Raw genomic sequence first — 24,339 nt, forward strand, 5'->3', positions numbered from 1 at the left:
CTTGGCGCGATACCAAAGCTCGCACGAGCGTAATCAAAGCACGCTCGTGAGAACGGATGTCCCGGCGCCCTGTCCGGGCATATGTCGCCGGAGGGTGGGTGTCAGTCCGTCGCGCGCGGACCCCTCGCGGCCTCGGCCGCGAGCGCCGCCTGCGCCGCGGCGAGGCGGGCGATGGGGACGCGGAACGGGGAGCACGACACGTAATCGAGCCCCGCCCGCTCGAAGAACGCGATCGAGCTCGGATCGCCGCCGTGCTCGCCGCAGACACCGAGCTTCAGCCCGGGCCGCGCCGCGCGCCCTCGATCCCGCCCGATCTCCACGAGCTCTCCGACGCCGGGCACGTCCAGCGACTGGAACGGATCCTTCGCGAAGATGCCGGCCTCGACGTACGCGCCGAGGAACCGGCCCGCGTCGTCGCGCGAGATGCCCAGACTCGTCTGCGTGAGATCGTTCGTGCCGAAGCTGAAGAACTCGGCCTCCTCGGCCAGCTCGCCGGCCCTGAGCGCGGCGCGCGGGAGCTCGATCATCGTCCCGAAGCGGACGTCGACCCGCCGCCCCTTCTCGGCGAAGACCTTCTCCGCGACCCCCTCGACGAGCGCGCGCGTGAGCGCGAGCTCGCGCCGGGTCATGCTGAGCGGGATCATGATCTCCGGCTCCACCTCGATGCCCGCCGCCGCGACCTCGCACGCCGCCTCGAGGATGGCGCGCGCCTGCATCTCGTAGATCTCCGGCGACGTGATCGCCAGCCGGCAGCCGCGGTGGCCGAGCATGGGGTTGTACTCGGCGAGCTCCTCGCTCTTGCGCTGGAGATCCTTTGCGGAGACGCCCGTCGCCCTCGAGAGCTGCTGGAGCTGCGCCTCGTCCTGCGGCAAGAACTCGTGCAGCGGCGGATCGAGCAGCCGGATCGTCACCGGCAGGCCGGCCATCTCCCGGAAGACGCCCACGAAGTCGCTGCGCTGGAACGGGAGCAGCTTCTCGAGCGCGCGCCGCCGCCCGAGCTCGCCGTCCGCGAGGATCATCTCGCGCACCGCCTGGATGCGCTCCTCGTCGAAGAACATGTGCTCGGTGCGGCAGAGCCCGATGCCCTCGGCGCCGAAGTTGCGCGCCGTCCTCGCGTCGTGCGGCGTGTCGGCGTTCGACCGCACCCGGAGGCGCCGGACCGCGTCGGCCCAGGCCATGAGCTCCTCGAACTCGCCGCTCAGCGCCGCCGGGATGGTCGGCACCGCCCCGAGGTAGACCGTGCCGGTGCCGCCGTCGAGCGTGATGAGATCGCCGTCCTTCACCGTGATCGTGCCGGTCGAGCGCCCGTGATCGTCGTAGATCGTCACCGCCATCCGGCCCTGGCTCACGCTGATGGCCGAGCAGCCGGCGACGCAGCTCTTGCCCATCCCCCGCGCCACGACGGCCGCGTGGCTCGTCATGCCGCCGCGGGCCGTCAGGATGCCGCGCGCCGCCTTCATGCCGTGGATGTCCTCCGGCGACGTCTCGGAGCGCACGAGGATCACCGCCCTGCCCTGGCCCGCGCGCCGCTCCGCCTCGTCCGCGCTGAACACGACCTGCCCCGTCGCCGCCCCCGGGCTCGCCGGCAGGCCGCGCGCGAGCAGCGACTTCGGCGCGCTCGGGTCGATGCTCGGGTGCAGCAGCTGATCGATCGAGCCCGGATCCACCCGCAGGATGGCCTCCCGCTGGCTGATCAGGCCCTCCTTGGCCATCTCGACCGCGATGCGCACGGCCGCGCGGCCCGTGCGCTTGGCGGTGCGGCACTGGAGCAGGAAGAGCTCCTTCTGCTGGATCGTGAACTCCAGATCCTGCACGTCGCGGAAGTGCTGCTCGAGCTTGCCCTGCACCTCGACGAGCGCCGCGTACGCCGCGGGCATCCGCGCCTCGAGCGAGCTCTCGTCGTCCACGCCGGTTCCGGTGCCAGTTCCGGTGATCGACAGCGGGTGCGGCGTGCGCACCCCCGCGACGACGTCCTCGCCCTGCGCGTTGGGGAGCCACTCGCCGTAGAAGCGCCGCTCTCCGGTCGACGGATCGCGCGTGAACGCGACCCCCGTGCCGGAGTCGTCGCCCAGGTTGCCGAACACCATCACCTGGACGGTGCAAGCTGTCCCCCAGGCCTCCGGGATGTCGTGCATCTTCCGGTACACCTGCGCCCGGTGGTTCTTCCAGCTATCGAATACGGCGCCGATCGCCCCCCAGAGCTGCGCGTACGGCTCGTCGGGGAACGGGCGGCCCGTCGCCCCGAGGACGATATCCTTCTGGCGCTGGATCAAGGCCGCGAGCGACTCCGGATCGAGCTGGGCGTCGGGCACCTTGCGCTCGAGCTCGGCGGAGTTCAGGCGCGTCGCGTCGACGCCGAGCTTCGCGGCGGCCTGCCTGCGCGCGCGGCCGAGCGCCTCCTCGAAGCGGTCGCGGGGCACGCCGAGCACGATATCGGCATACGCCAGGATGAACCGCCGATAGGCGTCGAGCGCGAATCGCTCGCTGCCCGTGCGCCGCGCGAGCCCCCGCGCGATCTCGTCGTTCAGGCCGAGGTTCAGGATGGTATCCATCATTCCCGGCATGGACGCGCGGGCGCCCGAGCGGACCGACACGAGCAGCGGCGCCTCGGGGCTGCCGAACCCGGCGCCGCGCAGCGCCTCCAGCCGGCCGATCGCCGCCTTGATCTCGTCCTCGACGCCGGCGGGGAGCGCCTTGCCCGAGGCGTAATAGGCGTTGCAGACCTCGGTGGTGACCGTGAAGCCCGGCGGCACCGGGATGCCGAGGCGGGTCATCTCGGCGAGCCCCGCGCCCTTTCCGCCGAGCAGATCCTTCTGCTGTGCGTCCCCGTCCGCCTGCCCTGCGCCGAAGAAATATATCGATCTCCCCATGGCGGGTGCACGCTAGACCGTCCTCGCAGTCAGGTCGAGATCCCTCGAACGGCGGAATGGAGGTACGACGGACGGCCGACCGCCGACGGCCCCTATCGGATCCAGAGCCGTCGGAACCGCGGCGTGCACCTCACGCGTGCACCTCACAAAAATACCGGCTCTCGACGGCGGACGAGCTATGAAGCCGCGCATGAAGCGCTTCTCTCTCGTCCTCGTTGCGATGTTCGCCGTCCCCCTCACCGCGTGCGACCAGAAGCCCGCCTCACAGGCGATCGCCGACGCGCCGGTGAGCGCCTCGGTCAAGCCGGCCCCGCCGCCGGCGCCCGAGCCCGCCGCCTCGCCGCAGCCGCCGCCCGAGCCCGCCGGCCTGCCCGCGCCGCCGGACGTCGCGGCGCCGCCCGCCGACGCGCAGAAGACGGCATCGGGCCTCGCGTCCAAGGTGCTGGCGCCGGGCAAGGACACGGCGCATCCCGGCCCGGACGACAAGGTGACGGTCCACTACACGGGGTGGACCACGGACGGGAAGATGTTCGACAGCTCCATCGTCCGCAACGAGCCGGCCACCTTCCCGGTGGGCGGCGTGATCAAGGGGTGGACGGAGGCGCTCCAGCTCATGAGCAAGGGCGAGAAGCGCCGCCTCTGGATCCCCGGGGCCCTCGCCTATGGCGACACGCCGGCCCAGCCGGGCGCCCCGGCCGGAATGCTTGTGTTCGACGTCGAGCTGCTCGACTTCGCCCCCGCGCCGAAGCCTCCGCCCGCGCCGAAGGACGTGAAGGCGGCGCCGAAGACCGCGAAGAAGACCGCCTCCGGGCTCGCCTACCAGGTCCTGCAGAAGGGCACCGGCACCGAGCACCCGAAGCCGACGAGCCGCGTCGTCGTCCACTACACGGGGTGGACCACGGACGGGAAGATGTTCGACAGCTCCATCGTCCGCGACGAGCCGGCCACCTTCCCGGTGGGCGGCGTGATCAAGGGGTGGACGGAGGGCTTACAGCTGATGGTGAAAGGCGAGAAGGCGCGATTCTGGATACCGGCCGACCTCGCTTACGGCGACAAGCCCACACGGCCCGGCGCGCCCGCCGGCATGCTGGTGTTCGACGTCGAGCTCATCGACTTTCGCTGAGCCGTCGGCCGGCGCTTTACATCCGGCCGGCTGCCTGGTCACATGATGGCTGCGGGCGGCCAGGCATGCTGACATTCATCCGACTCAGGAACTTCAAGAGCTTCGCCGATCAAACGGTGGAGCTGTCCCCCTTCACGCTGCTGCTCGGGGCCAACGGCGCCGGGAAGAGCAACTTCCTCGACGCCCTGCGCTTCCTGCAGGGCGTCGGGCTGGATCTACCCCTGTGCGACATCTTCCGCGGCCGCGTCGACGGCAGGCGCGAGGTGTGGCCGGGCCTGCGCGGCGGCACGCAAGGGGCCACGCACAGGGGCGCCAAATCGTTCACCATCGAGAGCCGATGGGCGATCGGGAAGGAGGAGCTCACACACAAGATCACGTGTCAGGTCGAGCCTGACGTGATCGTGGAGCACGAGTCGCTCGAGGCGAGGTCGGCCGGGGGCCCGCTCTTCGACACGCCGGCGTCGGCGCTGAAGGGGCTGGAGGGGTTCGCCTCGGGCGGAGCGATGAAGGCGGCGTCGAAGAAGGGCCGCTCGATGCGGATCGCATCCATGGATCGCAACCCCGCGCGGCGCAGCCTGCTCGGCCAGATAGAGCACCACCGCGGCCGCGGCGAGGACGTGAGCCTCGCGGACGTCATCGCGCTCTGCAACGCGCTCCAGGTCGCGATGCGGAGCACGCTGTCGCTCGACATCGATCCTTCGCGGATGAGGGGTTATGTGCCGCACGAGATAGAGAACCTCGGCGCCGGCGGGCAGAACCTCTCCGCCGTGCTCCGCTGGCTCTGCCAGGAGGCCGAGCACAAGGCCGATGTGCTCGGCTGGGTGCGCTCGATCTTCGCGCCCGAGATCGAAGATATCGAGTTCGCGGAGACGGGCCTCGGCGACGTCATGATGGTGCTCGTCGAGAAGGGCGGCGCCCGCGTCCCGGCGCCGAGCCTCCCGGACGGCGCGCTGCGCGCGCTCGGCAAGATCGCCGGCGTGCTCACCGCGCCGGAGGGCTCGCTCCTCCTCGTGGAGGACCCGGACGCCGGCTTGCACCCCGAGCGCGCCGCCGTGCTCGCGCAGCTCCTCGAGGGGGCGGCGCGGCCCTCCGTCTGCCAGATCGTGGCGACGACGCACTCGCCCGCGCTGCTCAGGGGGGTGTCGAAGCAGGGCCTCAGCCGCGCGATCGCGTTCCAGCGCGACCCCGAGACCTGCGCCACGACGACGCGCCGCCTCGCCGACCTCCCGCGCTTCGAGGACCTGGCCGAGCGCGATCCCGGAGAGCTGCTCTCCTCGAAGGCGCTCTCCGCGTAGACGCGAGCGAACCGACCCCGGTACAGCACCATCATTTCATTGCAGTGTCGCGAGCTCGCGATAACGATAACCATTTTCACTTCGTGAAATGCGTTGTAGATGCTCACGAGGCCATCTAGGGTCCTCCGCGAATCGACAGCGCGGCGCTCGCCGCGCGAACACAGCGTCAAAGAGGTCCTCACATGCTTTCCCAGAAAACTGCACTTCAACTGGTCCTCTGTCTGACCATCGGGTTCTCGGCGGCTGCCTGCTCTGACGATGGTGGCGAGACCGACACCAGCACCAGCTCCAGCTCCAGCAGCTCGTCCAGCAGCAGCGCCAGCAGCAGCAGCGCGGGCCAGGGCGGCGGCACCGGTGGGACCGACGGCCAGGGCGGCGCCACCGGCGGCGGCGAAGGCGGCTCCGGCGGCCAGGGCGGCGCCACCGGCGGCGGCGAAGGCGGCTCCGGCGGCCAGGGCGGCCAGGGCGGCGCCGGCGAAGGCGGCTCCGCTCCCGGCGACCCCCTCTGCGGCGCGGGCACCGCGACCTTCGCTGATGTGCGGATGATCCTGAACACGACCTGCGCGGGGTGCCACGGCAACGCCGGCCCCGCGGCCGCCGGCCTCGATCTCCGCGCGAACGCGGCCCATGGCGAGCTCGTCAACGGCGCGAGCTCGAAGTGCACCGGCCGGATGCTCGTCGTGCCGGGCAAGCCGAGCGAGAGCTACATCATCAACAAGGTGCGCGGCACCGGCCTCTGCGGCGACGACACGCGCATGCCCCCCCCGGACAAGGGCGCTGCCCTGCCCGAGGCCAGCATCAAGAAGATCAACGACTGGATCTGCGCCGGCGCTCCCGCCCAGTGAGCCCGTCTGCCCGGCTCAGCGCCTGTCCCTGCAGCGCAGGCGCTCAGTAGACCTTGCAGCGCGCGCCGCCCGCGGCGCGCGCATACGGGATCTTCGCGCTGCGCCCCTTCACGTAGATCGCCCCGCCCGGAGCGGGCCTCGGGATCACGGCGCCCGTCGCGAGCGGCCGTCCTGCGGGCAGCTCCTCGACCTCGATGACGATATCGTTCCCCTCCTGATCGACCGCCGAGATCGAGGGTCGCCGGCTCTCCTCGTCGGGCGCGCCGCCCGGGCAGGGCACCCCGCGCGCGCTCAGCGCGATGGCCAGCGTATTGGCCGAGGTCTCCGGCGCGCCGGCCGCCCACTGGAACCTGGGATCGCGCGCTTCCCCCACCTCGACGGCCAGGCAGCTGCAGCGCTCCTTGCGCGAGTCGGCGCGCGCGAGCGAGAGATCGTGCCGCACCCCCACCCACGACGAGGGCGCCCGCTCCTCGGGCGTCTGCGGGGCGCCGCCGAAATCGTCGGACGCGCCGAAAGCCCTGCGCGGCGCCTTCTTCTTCGCGCCCGCCTGATCCGCCGGCGCGGCGGGATCGACGGTGTCGCCCTCCCAGAACGCCGCGGCGCCCGCGTGCTGGTTGCCGCCGCAGGCGGCGAGGAAGACTCCGGAGAGGAGCGCAGCGAAGCGCGCAATCTGGACGCCCGAGGGAAGCATGCAGTGCGATCTTCGCACCGGCGCCGCCGGCGGCCAAGGTTTGTGCTGAGTCGGGGGTGAAAGAGAGAAGAGAGAGAGAAACGCCGCTAGGCGGGGACACACACGCTGCGCGCCGGACGCCCGGCGCGCAGCGCAGGAGCCGTCACTTCGGCTTGATCTCGGTCAGGACGAGCAGGTAGTCCGGCGAGTTGTTCGGCGACAGCTTCGCGTACGGGTTCTCCTTGCTGGGCCACCCGACGAAGCGCTTCGTGCTGTACTCGCCCCAGGACGGGTTCTTGAACAGCGGGATGACCGGCACCTGCGTGGCGTAGATCATCTGCAGGTCCTCGACGATGCTCTTCTGCTCCGCCGGATCCGTCGCGGCCGCGAACTTCTTGAACAGCGGCTCGGCCTCCTTGGCGGCGAAGCGGTGCCAGTTGCGGTTCGAGACCTCGCCGACGGCCTTCACGAACTCGGGGGCCATGAGATCGCGGTAGTAGTTGAACGGCGTGGGCTCGGTGTTGGTCCAGCCCATCGACATGTCGAACGTGCCCTTCTGGAGCGCCTCGAAGAACGCGCTGAAGTCGTACGTCTTCAGCGTGGCCTCGATGCCGACGGCCTTCAGGCTCTGCGCGGTGATCTGGACCGCGCGCACCCAGTCGGACCAGCCGGTCACGACGTTGATGTCGAACTTCAGCGGCTTGCCGTCCTTCGCGCGGATCCCGTCGGCGCCCTTGGCGTAGCCGGCCTCGTCGAGGAGGGCGTTCGCCTTGGCCACGTCGAAGGTCGTCCAGTCGCCGGCCGCGGCGGCCTTGTCGCTGCGCCAGCGACCGTAGGCGTCGTCGAGCCCGGTCCCGTCCGCGCCGACCGTGTAGCCGTTGACCGCGACCTTCGCGATCTGGGCGCGGTCGATGGCCATGCTGATGGCCTTGCGCAGCTTGATGTCGTTGAACGGCTTCTTCGTGGCGTTCGGGTAGAGCGTCACGGTGCCGCCGACGAGCGGGAACCAGTAGTGGTTGTTCTCCGGGTCCTTGGCGACGTAGGTCTTGTCGATGTCGGGCACGAAGTTGCCGGCCCAGTCGACCTCGCCGTTGATGAGCGCCAGGTTCGCCTGGTCGTTGCCCGGGTACGCCGGGAAGCGGAGCCCCTCGACCGCCGGCTTGCCCTTCTGCCAGTAGTTCGGGTTCTTGCCGAGCTCGTAGATCTGGTTCTGGAAGGTCTTCACCTCGGTGAAGGGCCCCGTCGCGACCGGGTTCTCGTTCGTGAACGTGACCGGGTCGGCGACGTCCTTCCACTTGTGCTCCGGCACGATCGGCTGATGGCCGATGTAGGTGAGGCCGGGGACGAACGCCTCCTTGAAGACGAACTCGACCGTGGTGTCGTTCTTGGCCTCGACCGACTCGACGAGCTTCCAAACGCCCGTGAGATCGAGCGCCGGGAACTTCTTGAGGAGCCCGAACGTGAACGCGACGTCCTTCGCCGAGAAGGGTTGTCCGTCAGACCACTTGACCTCGGGGCGCGTCGTGAAGGTGAGCTTCTTGTTCGCGTCGCTCCACTCGTACTTCGTGGCGAGCCACGGGACGTACTCGCCCTTCATCGTGTTGTACACGATCATGGGCTCGTAGATGCCCGCGACGGTGGGGAAGCGCGTGGCCCCCTCGCCGAGAAGGGGGTTGAAGTTACGAACCCAGGACGCCTGCTGCTCCCTGGAGATGGTGACGAACTTCGCGCCGCCCTTCGCATCGCCCTTCGCCGCGCCCGTGGCCGCGGGCCCGGCCGAGCCCGCGGGCCCCGTGCCACCGGACTCGGGCTTGTTGTCGCAGGCCGCCGTGGCGCCGACGGATAGGACGAGCGCCGAAAGGGCAAAAATGCGGCGCGACATGGATCGACTCTTCATAAGCTTGCTCCCTACGCGGCGACCTCGGTCGCCCACGACGATCCTCTCACTCGACCGACAGCTCGCAGCGCCGCAGCGCAGCGACAACAGCAGACCGTACGGCGGCGCCACGGATGAGCCGCGACTGCGGCAACCTGACGCCGGCGCACTCTACCGGCCGAGGTAGAGAAGTGTCAACCTGACGAATCGAGGGGTTCCCCGGCCACCGCGCCGCCCGCGACCTGAGCGGATGCGCACGCCGGGGCCGCGGCGCACCGCAGCAAGCCGCGCGCGCGCTCCTACCCGAGCGATTACCCGCGCGACTACCCCCGCGATCGCGCGCGTTCCCGCGTGCTCAGAACTCGGCCGGATCGCTGTAAGTCCCCAGGACGTCGCGCAGCACGTCGCAGATCTCCTGCTCGGTCGCGTACGCGCTGGCCGCCGCGATGAGGGGCGGCATCAGGTTGTCACGGCCGCGCGCGGCGCTCCGCACGTCGGCCAGGGCGCGCCGCACCCGATCCTGGTCGCGCTGGGCCTTGACCCGGGCCAGGTTCTCGCACTGAACGCGCTGCACCTCCTCGTCGATCCGGAGGAGGGGGATCGTCTTCTCGCCCACCGCGGCGTAGCGGTTGACGCCCACCATGATCCGCTCGTTCGATTCCAGCTCTCGTTGAAACCTGTAGGCCGAGGCGGCGATCTCGCGCTGCGGATACCCCTTCTCGATGGCGGCCACCATCCCGCCCATCTCGTCGATCCGCTGGATGTACTCGAGGGCCTCCTTCTCCAGGCGGTCCGTGAGCCACTCCACATAGTAGCTCCCGCCGAGCGGATCGATGGTGTTCGCGACCCCGCTCTCGTGGGCGATGATCTGCTGGGTCCGGAGGGCGATGGTCACGCTCTCCTCGGTCGGGAGCGCGTACGTCTCGTCGAGCGAGTTCGTGTGGAGCGACTGGGTGCCGCCGAGCACGGCGGCGAGCGCCTGGAGCGAGACGCGGACCACGTTGTTGTACGGCTGCTGCGCCGTCAGCGACACGCCGGCCGTCTGCGCGTGCGTCCGGAGCTTCATGCTCTCGGCCTTCTTCGCCCCGTACCGCACCTTGAGGAACCGCGCCCACATGCGGCGCGCGGCGCGGAATTTCGCGATCTCCTCGAAGAAGTCGCTGTGGACGTCGAAGAAGAACGACAGGCGCGGCGCGAAGGAGTCGACGTCGAGGCCGCGCGCGACGCAGCTCTCGACGTAGGCGAGCCCGTCCGCGAGCGTGAACGCGAGCTCCTGCGCGGCGGTCGAGCCCGCCTCCCGGATGTGGTAGCCGCTGATCGACACCGAGTTCCACCGCGGCACCTCGCGCGCGCAGAACTCGATCATGTCGGTCACGATGCGCATCGCCGGGCGCGGCGGGACGAGCCAGGCGTGCTGGGCGATGAACTCCTTGAGGCAGTCGTTCTGCACGGTGCCGCCGACGCGGCTCCGCGGGATCCCGCGCTTGTCGGCGAGCGCGATATAGAACGCGAGCAGCACGGCCGCGGGGCCGTTGATGGTCATCGACGTCGTCACCTGGTCGAGCGGGATGCCGTCGAAGAGCGCCTCCATGTCGCGGAGCGTGTCGACCGCGACACCGCACATCCCCACCTCGCCGAGCGACCGCGGAGAGTCGGAGTCGTAGCCCATGAGGGTCGGGAAATCGAAGGCGGTCGACAGGCCCGTCTGGCCCTCTGCGAGCAGGTATTTGAACCGCGCGTTCGTCTGCTCGGGCGTGCCGAAGCCCGCGAACATCCGCATGGTCCAGAGCCTGCCGCGGTACATCGTCGGCTGGACGCCCCGCGTGAACGGGTACTCCCCGGGCAGCCCGAGATCCGCCGCGTGGTCGACCGGCGCGTCGGCCGGGGTCGCGAGGTCGGGGACGTCGATGCCGCTCCACGTGGTGAAGCGCTCGCTCCGCGGCGGGAAGCGCGCCGACGCCTCGGCGACCGGGCCCGCGCGCCACGCGGCCACCGCGCGCCGGAGCGCCGCGAGCCCTGCCTCGTCGAGCGCGAGCCCCTCTCCGCCCCCGCCGTTCGTGGAACGGAGCGCGTCGGCGTTTCCCGGGGACCCGACCGCTCGGTCCGCCGCGGTCTCCGGAGGGGGGGTGATCTCTCGAGGCGCCATGGCGGGCATTTTAGCGCGGCGCGCGCGCGATGACGCCGGGCAATGCCGGCGAACGCGCCGGGGCGGCGGGCGCGCGCCGCATCACGGGCAGTCCGCGTGGAACACCGCGGAGGCGACCGGCGTCGCCCCGTCCTCCAGCGAGTCCTCGATCGCGCCCGTGATGCGGATCCCCTCCGCGGCGCAGAGCGCCGCCGCGGCGTCAGCCTTGAGCGTCCCGCCCTGAGCGCCGGTATCGACGGTGAACGCCACGGTGACGTCGCTGTCCGGAGCGACCTCGACCGGCAGCGCCGCCGTGGTCTCGACGGGGAGCGGCTCGACGATCGAGGTCTTCTGATCGGCGCTCGTGATCGCGAAGGTGCGCACCGCGACGCGGCTGGGTCCGCTTGCCCGCGCGCTCAGGTGCAGCTCCAGCGCGAAGCTCGCGGTAAGGCCGGTCCCGAGCGCGTTCGAGGAGACGGTCGCCTCGGGCGCCGCGATGGACGGCTCGACGAACACGGCCGCGTCGGTGTTGATGCAGCCGCTCGCCATGATGGCGAGCGCAGCGGCGGCGAGCGTGGTGGCGGCGGAGCGCCTGGCGCGGGCCTTCATGGGCTCACTCTCTCCCGGCCCGACCGGTCCTGTCCAGATCGGCGGCGCCGCGGTTCTGCTCCGGGCGGCGCCGCGCTTTCGCTCAGGGAGGCGGCGGGTTGACGCCCTTGGATCGGGCCAGGGCGCAGCCGAGCTCCACGTTGGTCGGCCCCTTGTCGGTCCGCACGACCTTGAACTCGACGCGCCGGTTCTTCTCCCAGGCGGCCGCGTTGTGGGCCGGATCGATCGGGCAGTACTCGCCGTAGCCCATCGAGCGAACGCTGTTCTTGTTGACGCCGCGCTGCGCCAGCGCCGCGGCGACCGCGTCCGCGCGGGCCTGGGTCAGCTTGAGGTTGTACGCGTCGGCCGAGCGCTCGTCGGCGTGCCCCTGCACCTCGATCATCGTGAACTCCGGGTGGTGCTTGAGCGTCTCGGCCACCGCCTGCACGATGCCGAACGACTCCGGGAGGATCTCGGCGCTGCCGGTCGCGAACTGGATCTTCTCGAGGATGACGATGTTGTTCTCCTCGATCACGACGCTGCCCTTGTCCGGGCACCCGTCCTCGTCCTCGAGGCCGTTGAACGTCTCCGGATCGTTCGGGCACTTGTCGACAACGTCCGGGATGCCGTCCCTGTCGTTGTCGGGCTCCGGGCACCCGTCCTCGTCCTCGAAGTCGTCCCTGTCCTCCGGGTCGTTCGGGCACTGGTCCGACTTGTCGGGGATGCCGTCCTTGTCGTTGTCCGGATCCGGGCAGCCGTCCTTGTCCTGGAAGCCGTCGCGGTCCTCCGGGTCGTCCGGGCACTTGTCGCGCGAGTCGAGGATGCCGTCGCCGTCGCGATCGCCGTCGCTCCCCTCCGGGCAGCCGTCGTCGTCCTCGTCGCCGTCGCGGTCCTCCGGGTTGTTCGGGCAGCGGTCGTCGACGTCGAGGATGCCGTCCTCGTCGTTGTCCGGATCCGGGCAGCCGTACTTCCCGGGGGGCGAGTCCGCCTTCGTGTCCTGGAAGCCGTCGTAGTCCTCGGGCTCGTCGGGGCAGTCGTCCTGGTCGTCCTTGATGCCGTCGCCGTCCCGATCGCCGATCGACGGCTCGAAGACGAACCCGATGGTCCCGCGCTGCGCCGCGGCCTGGAACCCGGGCGTGTACCCGACCCCGAAGCCGAGCATGAGGAAGCTGTTCCGCTCGATGAAGAGCTTGATGCCCCCGATCGCCTCGGCCGACAGCTTCTGCTTGGCGCTGTCGCCGCCGCCGACCTGCTGGGTCAGGTAGGTCTCGGCCACGAGATCGAGCGGCGTGAGGACGCGGTAGCTCATCCCGGCCCCGGCGGTGATCAGGTCGGAGTACTCGAGGTCCCCGTGCTTGAGCTGGAACGTCGTGCCGTCCTGGCGCAGGCCGAACACGGGGTTCTTCCCGGCGTGGCCGCGGTAGCCGACGTTCGCCGCGATCCGGAACGGGTTGGTCGTGCCGAGCCGCTTCTCCAGCACGAGCTGCGGCCAGAAGAAGAACCCCGGGTCCGACCCGAAGTCCTGGCTCCCGCCGACGCCGATCCCGGCCTGGGCGATCACCGCGAGCCCGATCACGTCCTGATCGGGGCGGAGGATGCGCGCCTTCGCGTGGATCGCCAGGTTGCCGAGCGCCTGCGCGTCGAGCGAGTCGTCGTCGTAGTTGGCGCTGCCGCCCGGGCCGATGTCGTCGACCGGCTTGCCCCCGTTGAGCACCACCGGGACCGAGAGCCCGACGACCAGGAAGTTGGCGATGCCGTAATCGAACTGGAACGTCCCCTGGAACGCGTGATTGAGCATCATCTCCGTTCCCCGGTCGTTCTCGGTGAGCGGCAGGATGTTGTGCCCGTAATCGAGCACGAGCCCCAGGCTGATGTCGTTCGCGCCGAGGATGTCCGCCCCGTTGACGGAGAAGAGCCCCTTGGAGTCGACCGCCGGCCGGAACAGGTGCAGGTCCATGCCGTCGCCGTTGGCGCCGTCTCCCGTGCGCGTCTGGGCCGCGGCGTCGCCCGCGCTGGCGGCGGTCATCGCGGCGCCGAGGACGAAGGAGAGCAGCCCGGCGCCCAGGCGGGAGGCTCGGCCGGGGCGCGCCTGGGCCGGGAGCCGGGCGTCGTTCGCCCCAGGAGCGCCTGGGAGCGGTTCGGCGGGGAGCAACGGGGAACGAGGCGTCATGGGAGGGTCCTCGGGGTCGTGTGAGGTCGCTATCGGGCGAGCGCGTGGGGCGCCCGGCGCCACGTACCACCGCGCGAATTCCGGTGTCAAACAGACGACGCGGCGAGCTCGCGGCGCGAGCGATCGCGGCGCCTGGTTGGACCTGTCACGCGACCTGCCACGCGCCCGGCGCCGGGCGCTCCGCCTGGGAGCGGCGCGCGCCCGCCGCTCCCTCGCGAGGGCCCGCGTTCTGCCGGAAATCATGAGTTGATGCGCGCGGATGCGCGCCGGCGGGCCGCGCGGCCGAACGCCGGGACGTCCGGGTAGGGCGAAGTTGTCCGGACGATCGGAGCGGAGTATTCCGTGGAAGGTTGGGGCAACAGGTGCTCGGCGCGCGCTCGAGGGTCGAGGGGAGGCCCCCGTCGCTCGCGGACCTCGCTCCTGGAGGATACAGATGCTGTTAACGAGATGGACTGGGGCGGCCGCGGTGATCGCGGCCACGGCGCTGCTCGCGTGCGAACGGGAAGGCGCGAGCGACGGCGACGGCGGGGGCGGCGGTTCCGGATCGAGCACGAGCGGGTCGAGCGCCGTGTCGAGCACGACGACGGCGGGCTCCGGCGGGGCCACGGGCGAGGGCGGCGCCGGCGACGGCGGCCAGGGCGGCCAGGGCGGCGCCGGCGACGGCGGCGCCGGGGGCGGCGTGTGCGGCGACGGCGCGGTGGGCGGCGCCGAGGCCTGCGACGACGGCGGCACCGCGGCAGGAGACGGCTGCGACGCGGGCTGCGCCGTCGAGCCCGGCTACACCTGCGCCGGCGCGCCGAGCATCTGCTCGACGATGTGCGGCGACCGCCTGGTGCGGGGCGCCGAGGCCTGCGACGACGGCAACGTCGGGAACGAGGACGGCTGCAACGCCGTCTGCGTGATCGAGGCGGGCTACGAGTGCAACGGCGAGCCCAGCGCCTGCGGCCCGCTCTGCGGCGACGCCCTGCTCATCGGCAACGAGGGCTGCGACGACGGCAACACCGTCGATGGCGACGGCTGCAGCCCCGATTGCGACGTCGATCACGGCTACAAGTGCACCGGCGAGCCCAGCGTCTGCGCCCCCGTCTGCGGCGACAGCATCGAGGTGGGCCCCGAGGAGTGCGACGACGGCAACACCACCGACGGCGACGGCTGCAGCAGCACCTGCCACGCCGAGGGCGACCGACGTCACGCCCCCCACCGCTGATCCACGCCCTGAGCGGGGGCGCCCCCGCTCAGGGTGTGCGGGTTTTCAGGCTGTCGATCGCGTGGACGGGCGCCTGGTCGCCGGCCATGAGGTGGGCGATCGCCCCGTAGACCAGCCGCTGGCTCTCCAGCATGCTCTTGCCGGCGAACACCGGCGAGGTCACGACCAGGTTGAAGTGGCCTCCGCCGCCGGTCACCTCGGCGGTGGAGCCCTCGATTTTCGCTTCGATGGCCTGCTTCAGGGCCTCGGGGATCGACCCCTGAAAGGTCGTCAGGTGGCTCGGCATGGGCGTTCTATAGGCCATCGCCCCGCCGCGGGAAAGCCGGAGCGCGGGGCTCGGGCCGCGGCGGGGCGCGGTCGACGGGATCGACGCGATGGGACGGGACGGGCGGGATCGACGCGATGGGACGGGACGGGCGGGATCGGCGCGGTGGGATCAGGCGCGCGCGGTCGCGCCGGCCAGCTCGATGAGGCCGGCCGCGCCCATGCCGCCGCCGATGCACATCGTCACGACGGCGTACCGGCCGCCGCGCCGGCGCAGCTCGTAGAGGGCGGTCGCGGTGAGCTTCGCGCCGGTGCACCCGAGCGGGTGGCCGAGCGCGATCGCGCCGCCGTTCACGTTGAGCTTCTCCTCGGGGATCTCGAGCGTCCGCTGCACGTAGACGGCCTGCGAGGCGAACGCCTCGTTGACCTCGAAGAGGTCGATGTCGGCCATCTTCAGCCCCGTCCTCGCGAGCAGCTTGCGCACCGCGGGCACCGGGCCGATGCCCATGATGGCGGGGTCGACGCCGACGGTCACGAACGCCCGGAAGTACCCGAGCGGCTTCACCCCGAGCGCGTCCGCCTTCGCCTTGCTCATCACGAGCGCCGCGGCGGCGCCGTCCGACAGCGGCGAGCTGTTGCCCGGCGTGACGCTCCCCTTCGCCGAGAACGCCGGCTTCAGCCCCGCGAGCGCCTCCGCCGTCGTCTCCTTGCGGATCAGCTCATCGGCGCGGAAGTCGAAGGTCGCGCGCTTGCCGTTCTCGAAGCGCACCCCCTTCACGGTGACGATCTCGTCCTCGAAGCGCCCGGCCGCGCGCGCCGCCGCCGCCTTCTGGTGGCTCTTCAGCGCGAACGCGTCCTGGTCGGCGCGGCTCACCTGGAAGCGGTTCGCCACGTTCTCCGCGGTGATGCCCATCGGCGTGTACACCGTCGGACACCGCTCCATCGCCTCCGGCGACGCGCTCAGCTTGTTGCCGGTCATCGGCACCATCGTCATCGACTCGACGCCGCCGGCGACGGCGATGTCGAGCGATCCCATCGCGATGCTGCCCGCCGCGCTCGCGATCGCCTGGAGCCCGCTCGAGCAGAAGCGGTTGATGGTGATCGCGGACCCTTCCTGCGCCATCCCGCCGAGGAGCGAGACGACGCGCGCGATGTTGAGCCCCTGCTCGCCTTCCGGCATGGCGCAGCCGAGGACGAGGTCCTCGACGTCCTCCGGCTTCACCTGGGGGACGCGCTGGAGCAGCGCGGCGACGACCTCGCCGGCGAGCTCATCGGGGCGCTTCAGCGCGAGCGACCCTTTGTGGGCCCGGCCAACGGCCGAGCGGACGGCCTCTGCAATTACGACGTCGACCATGGCGTTCACCTAGTTCCGGAGGGGCTTGTTGTTCATCAGCATGTACTGCATTCGCTCGGCGCTCTTGGGCTCGCCGCACAGGCTGACGAACGCCTCGCGCTCGAGCTCGAGGATCTCGTCCTCGGTCACCTCGCGCGCCCCGCCGCCAGCGCCGCCGCAGAGCACCTCGGCGAGCTTGCGCGCGATCTTCGCGTCGTGCTCGCTGGCGTGGCCGCCGGCGACGAGCGTGTCGATCATCATCTGCAGCGTCGCGATCCCGCTCTCGCCCGGCAGCTTGTAGGCGCGCGGCACGGGCGCGTGGTACCCGGCCTCGGCCAGCCCGATCGCGCGCGCCTTCACCTCGTACAGCTGGCGGGCCCGGTCGAACGAGACGCCGTCCGTCTTGCGGAAGAAGCCGAGCGCCTTCGCCTCGTCCGCGCTGGTCGCGACCTTGGCGAGGGCGATGTTCTTGAAGACCTGCGTCACGACGTCGTACGTCGGCACCGTCACGCCCTCGGGGATCCCCTCGAGCGCGCGCCAGAGCATGTTGAGCGTCCCCGCGCCGCCCGGGATCAGGCCGACGCCGACCTCGACGAGCCCCGCGTACGTCTCGGCCGCGGCCTGCACCGCGTCGCAGGCGAAGCAGAGCTCGAGGCCGCCGCCGAGGGTCATCCCGTAGGGCGCGGCCACGACCGGCACGCTCGCGTACTTCAGCCGCTGGGTCGCGTCCTGGTACGCCTTCACCATCTTGCGGATCGCGTCCCAGTCCTTGTTGCCCGCGGCCATGGCCACGAGGAACAGGTTGGCGCCGACGCAGAAGTGCTCGCCCTGGTTGAAGACCACGAGCGCGCGGAAGTCCTGCTCGGCCTTCTCGGCGGCGAGCGAGAGCATCCCGATCGAGTCCGGATCGAGGCTGTTCGCCTTGGTCTTGAAGGTGACGCCGAGCACGCCGTCGCCGAGATCCCAGGCCTCTGCGCCGTCGTTGGCGAGCACGGCCTTCGCGCCCCGCGCGGCCGCGCGCGCGCCGGCCAGCGTCACGTTGCGCGGATCGACCTTCTGGACGACGTACTCTCCCTTGAGCAGGTCGAACACCGCCCCATCGGCGCGGTAGAACGACGTCGCGCCGCTCTGCTTCATGCGGAGGATCGACTCGGGCAGCTTGATGCCGTCCTTCTGCATGCGCTCGACGGTCTCGGCGAACCCGAGCGCGTCCCAGGTCTGGAACGGCCCGAGCTCCCAGTTGTACCCCCAGCGCATGGCGTCATCGATCGCCACGATGCTGTCGGCGATCTCGCCGACGCGCCGCGCCGTGTACGCCAGCGAGCGGGAGAGCACCTTCCAGGCGAACTGCCCGGCCTTGCCGGGGTCGCTGGCGAGCTTCTTCACGCGCGCGGCGGGGTCCTCGATCTTCTCGCACGACCTCGTGGCCTTCTTGATGGCCTCGTCGCCGCCGTGGGGGCGGTACTCGAGCTTGGCCGGGTCGAGCGTCTCCAGGCCTTCCTTGGCCTTGCGGTAGAAGCCGCCCTTGGTCTTGTCGCCGAGGAGCTTCGCCTCGATCATCTTCCGGATGTAGGCGGGCACCTTGAAGACGTCGCGGTCCTCGTCGCGCTCGAGCGCCGAGTAACAGTTGTCCGCGACGTGGGCGAAGGTGTCGAGCCCGACGATATCGCCTGTCCTGAAGCTCGCGCTCTTCGGGTGGGCCATGGCGACGCCGGTGATGGCGTCGACGTCTTCCGGCGCGAGGCCGTCCTCGATCATGAGGTGGATGGCGGTCAGCATCGCGTGGGTGCCGATGCGATTGCCGACGAAGTTCGGGGTGTCCTTGCCGAAGACGAGGCCCTTTCCGAGCACGTCCTCGCCGAGCTTCCGCACGCGCGCGACGACGGCGGGATCGGTGTCGGGCCCGACGACGAGCTCGAGGAGCTTCATGTACCGGACCGGGTTGAAGAAGTGCATGACGAGGAATCGCTTGCGGAAGTCCGCGGAGCGCCCTTGCATCATCTCCTCGATGCGCAGCCCGGACGTATTCGACGCCACGACCGCGTCAGGCCGCAAGACCTCTTCGAGCCGCGCGAAGAGGGCGCGCTTCGGCTCCATCTTCTCGATGATCGCCTCGATAACGAGGTCGCATTGGGCGAGCTCGGCGAAGTGGTCTTCGGTGTTGCCGGTGCGCACGAGGCGGGCGTTCGACGGGTGGAAGAACGCGGCGGGCCTGGCCTTGAGGGCCTTCTCGAGCCCGCCTGCGGCGAACCTGCTGCGGGCGGCCGGGTCCTTCTTTTCGGCGTCGGTGAGGTTCGGGGGCACGATATCGAGGAGCAGGACCTCGATGCCGGCGTTCGCGAAGTGGGCGGCGATGCCGCTGCCCATGACGCCCGCGCCGATGACGCCCGCGCGGCGGATTGGTTTCGTCATGCAGATCCTCCGAGAGATGAATGGGGCGCAAACCATTGACGGAAAGGGCCCCGAGCGCAAGCGTATCCGGGGTGGACGGCCGCGCGGGAGAGCGAGCAAGGTTACGCGTCGCCGTCGAGGGCGCGCGCTGATCGGCGAGGCGCGGCGGGGCGCCGCGGGACGCCGGGCGGACAAGCGCGGGTGTGCGACACCGAGCGACAGCTGCAATGAGAGGCGGCGCACGTGGGATACCGCACGGGCCAGCGCGGGAGTGGAGGGCGAGCGGCAGCTGTGATGAGGGGCGGCGCACCGGAATGAGGGGTGGTGCATCCAGAGCGGATGCGGCAGCGTCCTCTGGACTACCGACGACCCGTGCGTTCCAGCGATTGGCCGTCCTCGGTGCGCTTCCGTTTCCGGGAGAGCGAAGGAGACGGGGAGTAAGTTTTGGGGGACGGCCTGTCCAAGCCGCCCGCCTGCGGTGCGGGCGTGCTCAGGTGAAGCCGCGCGGACGTGATCAGCTTGGGGCCGCGCGGGCGTGATCAGGTGAGGCCGCGCAGGCGCGTCGGCTGGTGTCGGTCGCTCAGTGCCATGCCTGAGCGGACTGAACTGGCTGTCCGGTCCGGTCGTGCTCGGCGAGGAGGCGCTTCGAGATCTCGACGCACTCGGTGCAGGTGGCGAAGCGCGACTTGTGCAGGCACTGGATCCAGGTCGCCGACCCTTGCGCCAGGAACTCCTCCGGATCGAGGTGCTTGCCGCAGGCGACGCAGTGGATGTGCTTGTGCTCGTGGGGCTGCGCCGGGCGCGCGGGCGCGAGCGCCTTCCGCTCGCGCTTGGTCAGTCGCTTCTCTCGCTTCATGGTCTCCTCGATGACGGGTGGCCGCACGGCCTCGTGCGGGCGCGGGTGAAGCTACCACGCGCCGCTCGGCGAGGGTTCCGGACGGCAGCGCGGAGGGCGGCGGCGCGGCGGTGCGGGACGGACCTGCGCGACGCCGCCCGCGGACAGCGGCGACGTGGGGGCGTGTGGGTTGACTTCGTTCAGATGGTGTGCGTAGCGGGCGGCGAGTGAGCTCCGATGAGGTTCGCCAGCGCGACAGAGGGGCCGTTCTACGTGCATCCGCCGGGCTCAGGCGTCGATCATGCGTTGAGGCGGACGCGGTGGGCCCGCGCGCATTACCCCTCGCCGTCCTCGCAGCCACGGAGCGCCTCCTCTTCGTCCATCTCGGCGACCTCGGTCGCGTAGTACCGAAGGGAGTGATAGGTTCGCCGCAAGGCCTTCAGGAAATCGAGCCCATCCTCGACGTTGTAGACGCGCTCGTAGCTAGGCAGCCCTTGCTCGAGGATGTCGCCCACCGCGTTCATGCAATTCGGGTGGAGCTTCACGATCTGCACGGGGGGGCCCTCCGACCTGAGGACAAAGCGAGCCAGCGGGACGACCTCCTGGTGCGCCCTGACGAGGTGGATCTCCACGAATTTGACCTTGGCCATCTTGCTCTCACTCTATCTTGATTTTTCAGCTCTTCGTCGAAGTTTGGGCCGGCGTATTTACGCGGCAGCACGCAGGGGAGCCTGCATCGCTGAAGATGGCCGAGGGCGAGGCGGAGACTCCGGGGAAGTAGATCGCTGCGATCGCCCGGACGTGCGCATAGAGGACCGGTGGGATACCTGCGCTCCCACTCTTCGCCGCTGCATTCGACAGCGATCTCGATTGCGCTTCCGGAGCTCAGCGTCGCGCCGAAGGATGCGAAGACGTGCGTCCCTGCAGTGATCCTGCGCGCACCGCCGCGACCGTCTCGCTGAGGGTGAAGGTATCGCGCCATCGCCATGTGCCGTCTGGATGGTCGATGGACTCGATGTGGAAGCCGCACGTTCCCCCCGGGATGACAAGAGCAGACAGAGCCGCCGCGAGCGCGTCGCCCCGGCCCTTCTCGTCACACCATGCATGGAGCCAGGGACCTGATACGCTCATCACTGGATCACCATGACCAGGTTCCTAAAGCCTTCAAGCTTGATGCGCTTACCCGTGAGCGCGTCGACTAGATAGCCCTCCTCGACGATCTCGTTCTCATTCTTGAGCGGCGCACCCTTGGGGATGATGAACTCGATCCGCTCGACGTCGCTGGCGAGTCCGTTTTCGCTCAGCTTCTTCATCGCATTCTCCAGCTGCGTGAGCGCGTGGTCGATGTCGACCTTCCCGGTGGCACTGTCAATATCCTTCACATCGTCAGGGCCAGCCGAGGAGCGCCTGCCGCCTCAGGGCGACGCCGCCGAGCAGCGCGGTCGCAGTCCTGTCGCTCCGGGCAACCCGCTGCTGCGCGTACCCCAGCGTCGCATTGAGCGAGCGCAGCGCCTCCGAGCCGGCGCCGTCCGACGCGCGCTGGGGACGAGTTTTCCGGCCAATTCCGCGTCGCGCCTCCGCGCCGGAAGCTTTTGTTTCGGCCCATCGCGGAGGGCAGCGGAACGCCGGAGCGGGACGTTCACGTTCACGACCGAGCCGTTGACGACCACGACCTCGTTCACGACCACGACCACGACGGCTGGGGGTGGGCGTGGGGCGCTGAACGCGCTTGGTCGACGCCGACGGGCCTCCCCCTCAGCGCCCCGCCGCCGACTCGAACCTGGGCGCCGCCTCGAACGTCTCCGCCAGCGTCCTCCGGTACTCGTCGGCCATCTGCACGAGCCCATCGATGAGCAGCGCCACGTCGTGGTCCGCGCAGCCCTCCAGCGACGCCACGCACGACGCCGACACCTCGTCGCCCGTGAGCGACACGCGGAACTCCCCCGTCGTCTGGTCGTTCATCGTGAGCAGGAACCGGTAGAACGGCTCGTGGTTCGCCGCAGGCAGCCCCACGACCGGCGCGCGCAGCGTCAGCAGGCGCCCCGTTTCGTCGATCTCGATGTCCACCTGCGTCGCCGTCTCCGCCGTGGGGTACGGCCGCTGCGCGATGCGCCACGCCCTCGGACCGACACGCACGCGGTTGGCGATGAGCCCGAGCGCCGACAGGCCCTGCCGGATCACCCGCTCGACGCCCGCGCGCGCCGGGCACGGCGGGTACGCGTGCGGCAGCAGGCGGCCGCAGCCCAGGCACCGGTCGCACTCGACGTCGAACGGCTCCTCGCACGCCGGGCAGCGGTACACCGGCGCCCGGTCCCTGAGCTCCGCGAGCGGCCGATCCCCCAGGGCGAGCAGCGGCTGGAACGCGCCCGCCGGGACCACCACGCAGTGACCCGCGAGCTCCCCGGCCGCGCCGGACAGCGCCGCCACAACGCCGATCACCCGCCCCTCGGGATCGAGCACCGGCGCGCCGAGGGGCGCCGCCACGTCGAGCTCGAACGCCGGGAGCTGCCCGTCGACCTTGCGCGCCACGTGGCAGACCCGCGCGACCGCGAGGCGCAGGTTCTGCCCCGGGAGGCAGCTCAGCACCGCGGCGCGCTCGCCGAGCCGCGGCTCGGCCGCCGCGCGGACGGCGAGCGCCGCGACGCCGGGCGGATCGGCCGGCGCGACGAGCGCCACGTCGCGGCCCACGTCCGCGGCGATCACCCGCCCCGCCACGCCCCGCCCGTCCTCGAACGTCAGCGCGACCTCCGTCGGGTAGCCGAGCCCGCGCCGGCTCGCCACAACGACGCCGTTGCCGAGCGCCACCCAGCCGGTCGTCACGAGCGCGCCGGCGCGGATCGCCACCACCGAGCGGCGGGCGCGGGCGACGCGCTCGTGGAGCAGCGCGAGATCGCCGTCGCCGTGCGCCGCCAGCTGCGACGTCATTGCGCGACGATCCTCGAGAGCGCCGTCATCAGGAGCTCGATCGTGCCGGGTTTGGCGCCGTCCCGCTGCGCGTAGGCGACGATGTCGCGCAGCCGCTGCTCGGTCTTGGCGGGCAGCTTCGTGCGCACAAGGAGCTCGGACAGGGCCCCGATCGCGAGGAAGTGGCGGAGCATCGGGTCGGCCGGCGCGCGCTCGATCTCGCGCAGGTAGCGGCCGAGGTGCTCGCGCGCGAGCGCCGCCGTGGTGAGCGGATCGATGTGGAGCGGCTTCTCCTCGGGCACCTGGCCGCGCACCGCCACGAGCCGCTCCATCGCGAGGAGCGCGGGCTCCGCGACGCCCGCGGTGTTCCCGCGGCGCGCGCCGCCCTCGGCCTGGATGAGCTCGCGGGTCGCGGCCGCCGTGCAGCGGTAGAGGTGCGCCACCGCGTCGGGCATCGCCTCGCCGTGCTCGTAGATCGCGCGGAAGACCGTGCACCGGATCAGGAGCACCATGACGCCCGGCCGCTCCTGGAAGCTGAGCGCCGCGCCGAGCACCTGCGCGTCCCGGAGCAGCTGGCAGAACCGATCGGCCGCCGCGTTCGCCGACTCCGGGCGGGACGGGATGCTCCGGCGCGACGGAGGCTCGATCTCCACCTCCGGCAGCGCGGGCGGGCGCACCGACAGCGGCGTCGCCGCCATGATGGAGGACGAGCGACGAAAGGGCACGGTGCGCGCGCTACGGCGATCGCTGACCTGCGCCGGCGTCTCCGCGGCCGCCGCCTGCTCACCCGACAGCGGCGCCGCGGCCGCCACGCTCCCCGGAGCCGGCTTCGCTGCGCCGCCCTCGGACCCCGGGCTCGCGACGCCGCCGATCGACTTCGACGCCGCCGACGCCGCGCCGGCGTCGTGCGCCGGCGGGAGGATGCCGGCCTTGGGCGCGGGCGCGCCGCCGTTCTTCGACGACGCGACGCCCGCCGCCGGCATCGGCGCCGACGCCAGCGACGGGGACAGGATGTCGGGGATCGCGTCCGCGTCGCGGATGGGGCGCGCGACCGACTCGGGCAGGCGCGGCAGGGGGGGCGCCGCCCACGCCGCCAGCTCCTCGAGCGGCGTCCGCGCCCCCGAGACCGGCGTCGCCGGCGCGCCGGCCCGCACCGACGGAGCGCTCTGCGCGCGCGCAGGCGCGGGCGGGACGGTGAGGTTCTTGAGCGGCCGGGCGCGGCCGGCGGAGGCCCACGTGAGGCTCGCCCGCTGCTCCTCGGAGAACGGCGGCCGCGCGTCGAACCACGCGCCCATCGTCTCCCCGAGCCGCTGCGCCGCCTCGCCGCTCTCGCGCAGCGCCTGGCGCAGCGCCTCCGGCGTGAAGGCGGCGACGCGGCCGACGCGGCGGAGCAGCAGCAGATCCTCCCGCATGCACAGCCGGAACGGCTCGGGGCCGCTCGACAGCTCCAGCGCCGTCCTGAGCAGCGGCACCCGGTGCCGCTCCGCGACGCGCACGACGGGGACGTCGATCGAGACCCGCTCGTTCGCCGCGTCGAGCGAGACGAAGAGCGTCATCGCCCCGAGCGGAACGATCCACCCCACGCCCTCCGGCAGCGTCGTCGCCTGGAGGCTCGCCCCGGCCTCCGCGGAGGCGCATTGCGCGACGAAGCGCACCGGGTCGCGCGTGCGAAAGGCGTCGATCGAGCTCCCGTCCCAGTCCGCATCCGCGGGCGGCTTGCGCGAGGCGGAGAGCACAGGCGACCGGTCCACCCCGCACGCCTCGCACCGCGGCCCACGCAGCGGGAACCCGCACGCGGAGCAGAAGTCGGAGGCCGGGCTCGAGGGGACCGCCACGCCGACAG

At 71.2% G+C, this 24,339-nt stretch carries 18 protein-coding genes; 4 read left to right on the forward strand and 14 right to left on the reverse strand.

Translation table 11 applies throughout. From position 1 onward, the window contains the following. Positions 1–101: 101 nt before the first annotated feature. Positions 102–2,870 (reverse strand): pyruvate, phosphate dikinase, encoded by a 2,769-nt coding sequence (gene ppdK, locus WMF11_RS42325; RefSeq protein WP_437974813.1) that lies wholly within the window; start codon positions 2,868–2,870, stop codon positions 102–104. Positions 2,871–3,060: 190 nt separating this feature from the next. On the opposite strand from ppdK, the gene WMF11_RS42330 reads away from it, so the two are divergent. From WMF11_RS42330 to WMF11_RS42340, 3 genes are all read left to right on the forward strand, one after another. After that, complete coding sequence (locus tag WMF11_RS42330) at positions 3,061–3,993, forward strand: FKBP-type peptidyl-prolyl cis-trans isomerase (RefSeq protein WP_437974814.1); 933 nt, start codon at positions 3,061–3,063, stop codon at positions 3,991–3,993. A 65-nt stretch (positions 3,994–4,058) separates the two neighbouring features. Further along, the gene (locus tag WMF11_RS42335; RefSeq protein WP_437974815.1) at positions 4,059–5,288 is read left to right on the forward strand and encodes an AAA family ATPase; all 1,230 of its coding nucleotides are present in this window, start codon (positions 4,059–4,061) and stop codon (positions 5,286–5,288) included. Positions 5,289–5,470: 182 nt separating this feature from the next. After that, on the forward strand, positions 5,471–6,133 hold the full coding sequence (locus WMF11_RS42340) for a c-type cytochrome domain-containing protein (protein ID WP_437974816.1): 663 nt from the start codon (positions 5,471–5,473) through the stop codon (positions 6,131–6,133). 43 nt (positions 6,134–6,176) lie between these two features. Here the strand turns inward: WMF11_RS42340 and WMF11_RS42345 are convergent, their stop codons facing one another. The 5 genes from WMF11_RS42345 to WMF11_RS42365 form a co-directional block, all read right to left on the reverse strand. Continuing rightward, the gene (locus tag WMF11_RS42345) at positions 6,177–6,824 is read right to left on the reverse strand and encodes a hypothetical protein (protein WP_437904759.1); all 648 of its coding nucleotides are present in this window, start codon (positions 6,822–6,824) and stop codon (positions 6,177–6,179) included. 142 nt (positions 6,825–6,966) lie between these two features. Further along, positions 6,967–8,700, reverse strand: a complete 1,734-nt coding sequence (locus WMF11_RS42350; protein ID WP_437974817.1) for an ABC transporter substrate-binding protein — start codon at positions 8,698–8,700, stop codon at positions 6,967–6,969. A 334-nt stretch (positions 8,701–9,034) separates the two neighbouring features. Next, positions 9,035–10,825: an acyl-CoA mutase large subunit family protein gene (locus WMF11_RS42355; protein ID WP_437545775.1), complete on the reverse strand. Its 1,791-nt coding sequence runs from the start codon at positions 10,823–10,825 to the stop codon at positions 9,035–9,037. 81 nt (positions 10,826–10,906) lie between these two features. Next, positions 10,907–11,413: a hypothetical protein gene (locus tag WMF11_RS42360; RefSeq protein ID WP_437974818.1), complete on the reverse strand. Its 507-nt coding sequence runs from the start codon at positions 11,411–11,413 to the stop codon at positions 10,907–10,909. Between the two features lie 82 nt (positions 11,414–11,495). After that, entirely contained in the window at positions 11,496–13,562 is a 2,067-nt protein-coding gene (locus WMF11_RS42365; RefSeq protein WP_437974819.1) for an OmpA family protein, read from the reverse strand. A 433-nt stretch (positions 13,563–13,995) separates the two neighbouring features. Here WMF11_RS42365 and WMF11_RS42370 point away from each other — a divergent pair, with 433 nt between their 5' ends. Then, positions 13,996–14,769, forward strand: coding sequence for a DUF4215 domain-containing protein (locus WMF11_RS42370; protein ID WP_437974820.1), 774 nt, complete (start codon positions 13,996–13,998; stop codon positions 14,767–14,769). Positions 14,770–14,797: 28 nt separating this feature from the next. Here WMF11_RS42370 and WMF11_RS42375 read toward each other — a convergent pair whose 3' ends face one another. The 8 genes from WMF11_RS42375 to WMF11_RS42410 all read right to left on the reverse strand — a co-directional run bounded on the left by WMF11_RS42375 (position 14,798) and on the right by WMF11_RS42410 (position 24,331). Next, a complete protein-coding gene (locus WMF11_RS42375; RefSeq protein WP_012240161.1) occupies positions 14,798–15,055 on the reverse strand; it encodes a BolA/IbaG family iron-sulfur metabolism protein in 258 nt (85 codons plus the stop codon). A gap of 150 nt (positions 15,056–15,205) precedes the next feature. Beyond that, positions 15,206–16,387 (reverse strand): thiolase family protein, encoded by a 1,182-nt coding sequence (locus tag WMF11_RS42380; RefSeq protein ID WP_437974821.1) that lies wholly within the window; start codon positions 16,385–16,387, stop codon positions 15,206–15,208. 9 nt (positions 16,388–16,396) lie between these two features. Further along, complete coding sequence (locus WMF11_RS42385; RefSeq protein ID WP_437974822.1) at positions 16,397–18,778, reverse strand: 3-hydroxyacyl-CoA dehydrogenase/enoyl-CoA hydratase family protein; 2,382 nt, start codon at positions 18,776–18,778, stop codon at positions 16,397–16,399. A 559-nt stretch (positions 18,779–19,337) separates the two neighbouring features. After that, positions 19,338–19,613, reverse strand: a complete 276-nt coding sequence (locus WMF11_RS42390; RefSeq protein WP_012240164.1) for a hypothetical protein — start codon at positions 19,611–19,613, stop codon at positions 19,338–19,340. A gap of 314 nt (positions 19,614–19,927) precedes the next feature. After that, positions 19,928–20,242 (reverse strand): hypothetical protein, encoded by a 315-nt coding sequence (locus tag WMF11_RS42395; RefSeq protein WP_437974823.1) that lies wholly within the window; start codon positions 20,240–20,242, stop codon positions 19,928–19,930. 480 nt (positions 20,243–20,722) lie between these two features. Then, positions 20,723–20,974: a hypothetical protein gene (locus WMF11_RS42400; RefSeq protein WP_437974824.1), complete on the reverse strand. Its 252-nt coding sequence runs from the start codon at positions 20,972–20,974 to the stop codon at positions 20,723–20,725. Between the two features lie 373 nt (positions 20,975–21,347). Next, positions 21,348–22,517, reverse strand: coding sequence for a trypsin-like peptidase domain-containing protein (locus tag WMF11_RS42405; protein WP_437974825.1), 1,170 nt, complete (start codon positions 22,515–22,517; stop codon positions 21,348–21,350). Then, positions 22,514–24,331: a hypothetical protein gene (locus tag WMF11_RS42410; protein ID WP_437974826.1), complete on the reverse strand. Its 1,818-nt coding sequence runs from the start codon at positions 24,329–24,331 to the stop codon at positions 22,514–22,516. The genes WMF11_RS42405 and WMF11_RS42410 overlap by 4 nt, the downstream gene beginning before the upstream one ends. Positions 24,332–24,339: the final 8 nt, after the last annotated feature.

Origin of the sequence: Sorangium sp. So ce295, from assembly GCF_051527405.1 — a bacterium.
GTDB lineage: Bacteria > Myxococcota_A > Polyangia > Polyangiales > Polyangiaceae > Sorangium > Sorangium cellulosum_B.

Coding starts and splice junctions, on each gene's coding strand:
- ppdK (WP_437974813.1), bottom strand. CDS start 2,870: ATGGGGAGATCGATATATTTCTTCGGCGCAGGGCAGGCGGACGGGGAC.
- WMF11_RS42330 (WP_437974814.1), top strand. CDS start 3,061: ATGAAGCGCTTCTCTCTCGTCCTCGTTGCGATGTTCGCCGTCCCCCTC.
- WMF11_RS42335 (WP_437974815.1), top strand. CDS start 4,059: ATGCTGACATTCATCCGACTCAGGAACTTCAAGAGCTTCGCCGATCAA.
- WMF11_RS42340 (WP_437974816.1), top strand. CDS start 5,471: ATGCTTTCCCAGAAAACTGCACTTCAACTGGTCCTCTGTCTGACCATC.
- WMF11_RS42345 (WP_437904759.1), bottom strand. CDS start 6,824: ATGCTTCCCTCGGGCGTCCAGATTGCGCGCTTCGCTGCGCTCCTCTCC.
- WMF11_RS42350 (WP_437974817.1), bottom strand. CDS start 8,700: ATGAAGAGTCGATCCATGTCGCGCCGCATTTTTGCCCTTTCGGCGCTC.
- WMF11_RS42355 (WP_437545775.1), bottom strand. CDS start 10,825: ATGGCGCCTCGAGAGATCACCCCCCCTCCGGAGACCGCGGCGGACCGA.
- WMF11_RS42360 (WP_437974818.1), bottom strand. CDS start 11,413: ATGAAGGCCCGCGCCAGGCGCTCCGCCGCCACCACGCTCGCCGCCGCT.
- WMF11_RS42365 (WP_437974819.1), bottom strand. CDS start 13,562: ATGACGCCTCGTTCCCCGTTGCTCCCCGCCGAACCGCTCCCAGGCGCT.
- WMF11_RS42370 (WP_437974820.1), top strand. CDS start 13,996: ATGCTGTTAACGAGATGGACTGGGGCGGCCGCGGTGATCGCGGCCACG.
- WMF11_RS42375 (WP_012240161.1), bottom strand. CDS start 15,055: ATGCCGAGCCACCTGACGACCTTTCAGGGGTCGATCCCCGAGGCCCTG.
- WMF11_RS42380 (WP_437974821.1), bottom strand. CDS start 16,387: ATGGTCGACGTCGTAATTGCAGAGGCCGTCCGCTCGGCCGTTGGCCGG.
- WMF11_RS42385 (WP_437974822.1), bottom strand. CDS start 18,778: ATGACGAAACCAATCCGCCGCGCGGGCGTCATCGGCGCGGGCGTCATG.
- WMF11_RS42390 (WP_012240164.1), bottom strand. CDS start 19,613: ATGAAGCGAGAGAAGCGACTGACCAAGCGCGAGCGGAAGGCGCTCGCG.
- WMF11_RS42395 (WP_437974823.1), bottom strand. CDS start 20,242: ATGGCCAAGGTCAAATTCGTGGAGATCCACCTCGTCAGGGCGCACCAG.
- WMF11_RS42405 (WP_437974825.1), bottom strand. CDS start 22,517: ATGACGTCGCAGCTGGCGGCGCACGGCGACGGCGATCTCGCGCTGCTC.